We start from the raw sequence: 3,189 nt of genomic DNA, 5'->3' as shown, positions 1-3,189 counted from the left end.
CAGTGCCTGTGCCCGGGCCATCACTTCCTGGGGGTCGTGGATGTCGCTGGGGTTGATCTTGTTGACGACCTCGGCCGCCATATAACCCAGCATGCGTTCGGCACCGACGTTGAAGAGCTGGATGATGCCTTTTTCGTCGGTTGCGATGATCGAGAAATTTTCGCTCGTCAGGATGGCCGTCTGCAATGCACCTGTCTTGAGCAGTGCTTCCTGGCGCTTGACCTCTATGCCATCGGCTTTGGCAATGGCGTCAAGAACGCTCAGGCTGGTAATAGGTGACATGGGCCATGTTTCTGTAAAAGTAACGACGACCCTGCGAAGCGCCGACTATGGGCGGCGCTTCCAGGATCCTGGCCGGGGAAGTGTGAAGTCTTTGGGAAGACTCCGGGAGTTTTGCAGGGAGGCTGTGAAAAGTCTGTTCGCCAGCGCACATAGCGGGGCCGTGCAGCCCGGGCGCGCCTAGCTGTTCGCGCGCCGGTAGAACGCCAGCGAGCCCGCCAGCGCCAGCAGCGCGCCGCCGCAGGCGCGGTCTATCCAGCGTGTGGCCGAGGCCTTGAGCAGGCGTATGGCGCGTGCGCCTATGAAGGCATAGCTGAACATGACGGAAAAATCGATGCCGGCGAATACCAGCGAAATGGCGAGGTATTGCGGTGCCTGGGCAGCAGCCGGGTCAATGAACTGCGGGAGCAGGGCCGAGCAAAAGAGGTAACCCTTGGGGTTGGTCACGGCCACCAGGAAGGACTTCATGAAAATTGCGCGGCTGCCGTGTTGCGTGCCGGCGTTGCCTTCGGCGGGAATCTCAAATCCGCCGCGCGAGCGCAGCAGGCGAATGCCCAGCCAGGCCAGGTAGACCGCGCCTGCCCACTTGAGCACCGAGAACCAGAACTCGGAGGCCGCCAGCAGCGCACCCAGACCCAATGCGACCGCGCCGACCAGTACAAAGTCGGACACCACGGCACCCAGCATGCCGGGCACGGAGCGGCGCACGCCGTAGCGCGAACCATTGGCCAGCGCCAGCAGGACGGTGGGGCCGGGCGTGGCAATAGCCACCAGTGCCACGATGGAAAAGAGCAGCAGGGTGGTGGTGTTCATGCTGCGGCTCCGCAACCCTGAGGTTTAAAAACGCGCTCTTTCGAAGGCGGGTACTTGGCCAGCATGTCGGCCGGGCGGCGCGGCCGCGTGGTGAATTCACCGCCGCAGTTGGGGCAGACGCCTTTGAGTTTTGTGTTGACACAGTCAACACAAAATGTGCATTCAAAGGTGCAGATGCGGGCATCGGGCGACTCGGCGGGCAGGTCGCGGTTGCAGCATTCGCAGTTGGGGCGGAGCTGGAGCATGCTGGGGTTTCCTGTGTAGATGGGACGGGCGTCACCGGATGCTAAAGAAAAACCGATCAAGGGGAAAGCCCCTAGGACAACTTCTTGACCAGCACCTGGCTCTTGCGGTCCCAGTTGTATTTGCGCTTGCGGCCTTCGGGCAGCCAGTCCGGGTCTACCTGCACAAAACCGCGCTTGATGAACCAGTGCATGGTGCGGGTGGTCAGCACAAAGATGCTTTGCAGGCCGGCCGCGCGGGCGCGTTGCTCGATGCGCTTTAGGATTTTCTCGCCGTCGCCCTGGCCCTGGCTTTGCGGCGACACGGTGAGCGCCGCCATTTCAGCCGTTTTGGCTTCGGGGTAGGGGTACAGCGCCGCGCAGGCAAAGATCACGCCGTCGTGCTCGATGATGCTGTAGTTGGCGGCGTCGCGCTCGATTTCGGTGCGACTGCGTTTGACCAGCGTGCCATCGTTTTCAAAAGGCTCGATCAGCTGCAGGATGCCACCCACGTCGTCTTCCGTGGCTTCGCGAAGCTCTTCGAGTTTTTCGTCGATCACCATGGTGCCGATGCCGTCGTGCACATAGATTTCCAGGAGCAGCGCGCCGTCTACCGCGAAGGGCAGGATGTGGCTGCGTTCCACGCCGGCCTTGCAGGCCTTGACGCAGTGCTGCAGGTAAAACGCGGTGTCGGTGGGACGTTCGCCGTTGGGCAGGGTGGCCAGCAGTTTTTCGGCAGCGGCCAGCGGCAGCTCGGTGTCGATGGGGTTGTCTTCGCTTTCAGGCTGGTCGTGGTGGATTCGTATGCCGGGAATTTCGCTCAGGAAAATCAGCTTGTCGGCCTGCATGGCGATGGCCACCGAAGTGGCGACTTCTTCCATGGTCAGGTTAAAGGCTTCGCCGGTGGGTGAGAAGCCGAAGGGCGAGAGCAGCACCATGGCGCCGAAATCCAGCACACGGCCGATGGCGGCGGTGTCCACCTTGCGCACCAGGCCCGAGTGCTTGAAGTCCACACCGTCGAGGATGCCGACCGGCCGCGCGGTGATGAAATTGCCCGAAATCACCCGTACCGTGGAGCCGGCCATGGGGGTGTTGGGCAGGCCCTGGCTGAAGGCGGCCTCAATCTCGTAGCGCAGCTGGCCGGCGGCTTCCTGGGCACAGTCGAGCGCGACTTCGTCCGTGATGCGCATGCCGTGCGAATATTTTGCGGCGTGCCCCTTGGCCTTGAGCTGCTCGTTGACCTGTGGGCGAAAGCCGTGCACCAGCACGATTTTCACGCCCATGCTCTGGATCAGTGCCAGGTCTTGGGCGATGTGCTGAAGCTTGCCGGCCGCAATCGCTTCGCCGGCAATGCCTACGACGAACGTCTTACCGCGGTGGGTGTGTATGTAGGGTGCGACCGAGCGGAACCAGGGCACAAAGGTGAAATTGAAGACGGCAGACATGGGCGCGCTTTCGGGATCGGTTGTGGCGGGTCAAGGGCAGCCGGGACGGCGCGAAAGAGGCAAGCGGTCCCCCTGGGCGCTGTTTCCCCGGTAAACGGAAAAAGTCCAGTGAGTGTAAGGGAGACACCGCCGGCCTGAGGGATGCAAATGCCGGCGTCGGCGAGGGTGTGCTTTTTGCCGGCGTACTTCATTTGAGGGTTTGCTTAATGAGGGGTGGCGGGGTATGGTTAGGGTTCATGGACAAATACGCGATCGGGTTTTGGGGCTGCTATTTCGGGTCAGCCAGCCTGATGCTGGCCGGTTCGGCATTTGCCTATATCCGGTCCCTGCGGCGCATTGCCGTCAATGCGGCTGTTTCGGCAATCGCCTCGACGATTTTTGTGGTGGCCTTCCTGGGCGGATTGCCGATCGAGAACGCCGATCTTCTGGAC

At 62.0% G+C, this 3,189-nt stretch carries 4 protein-coding genes and 1 pseudogene; 1 reads left to right on the top strand and 4 read right to left on the bottom strand.

Annotated elements, in window-relative coordinates:
• The 4 genes from AC1D1P_RS18830 to argA all read right to left on the bottom strand — a co-directional run.
• Positions 1-282: PAS domain S-box protein (locus AC1D1P_RS18830; protein WP_477674018.1), on the bottom strand; the 282-nt coding region annotated here is incomplete at its 3' end.
• Between the two features lie 177 nt (positions 283-459).
• Positions 460-1,092: a LysE family translocator gene (locus tag AC1D1P_RS18825; protein WP_477674017.1), complete on the bottom strand. Its 633-nt coding sequence runs from the start codon at positions 1,090-1,092 to the stop codon at positions 460-462.
• Positions 1,089-1,337, bottom strand: coding sequence for a DUF1272 domain-containing protein (locus tag AC1D1P_RS18820; protein WP_477674016.1), 249 nt, complete (start codon positions 1,335-1,337; stop codon positions 1,089-1,091). The genes AC1D1P_RS18825 and AC1D1P_RS18820 overlap by 4 nt, the downstream gene beginning before the upstream one ends.
• Positions 1,338-1,408: 71 nt before the next feature.
• Entirely contained in the window at positions 1,409-2,758 is a 1,350-nt protein-coding gene (gene argA, locus AC1D1P_RS18815; RefSeq protein WP_457282738.1) for an amino-acid N-acetyltransferase, read from the bottom strand.
• A gap of 236 nt (positions 2,759-2,994) precedes the next feature.
• On the opposite strand from argA, the pseudogene AC1D1P_RS18810 reads away from it, so the two are divergent.
• Positions 2,995-3,189: pseudogene (locus tag AC1D1P_RS18810) on the top strand (GGDEF domain-containing protein); the annotation flags it as partial.

This window comes from Polaromonas sp. P1_E1_2, from assembly GCF_056406035.1.
The sequence above is the reverse complement of the archived record's forward strand: the minus strand, read 5'-3'. Positions and strand labels throughout refer to the sequence as shown.

What these genes read in the sequence shown, in the direction of transcription:
- AC1D1P_RS18825 (WP_477674017.1), bottom strand. Translation starts at nt 1,092, where the DNA reads ATGAACACCACCACCCTGCTGCTCTTTTCCATCGTGGCACTGGTGGCT.
- AC1D1P_RS18820 (WP_477674016.1), bottom strand. Translation starts at nt 1,337, where the DNA reads ATGCTCCAGCTCCGCCCCAACTGCGAATGCTGCAACCGCGACCTGCCC.
- argA (WP_457282738.1), bottom strand. Translation starts at nt 2,758, where the DNA reads ATGTCTGCCGTCTTCAATTTCACCTTTGTGCCCTGGTTCCGCTCGGTC.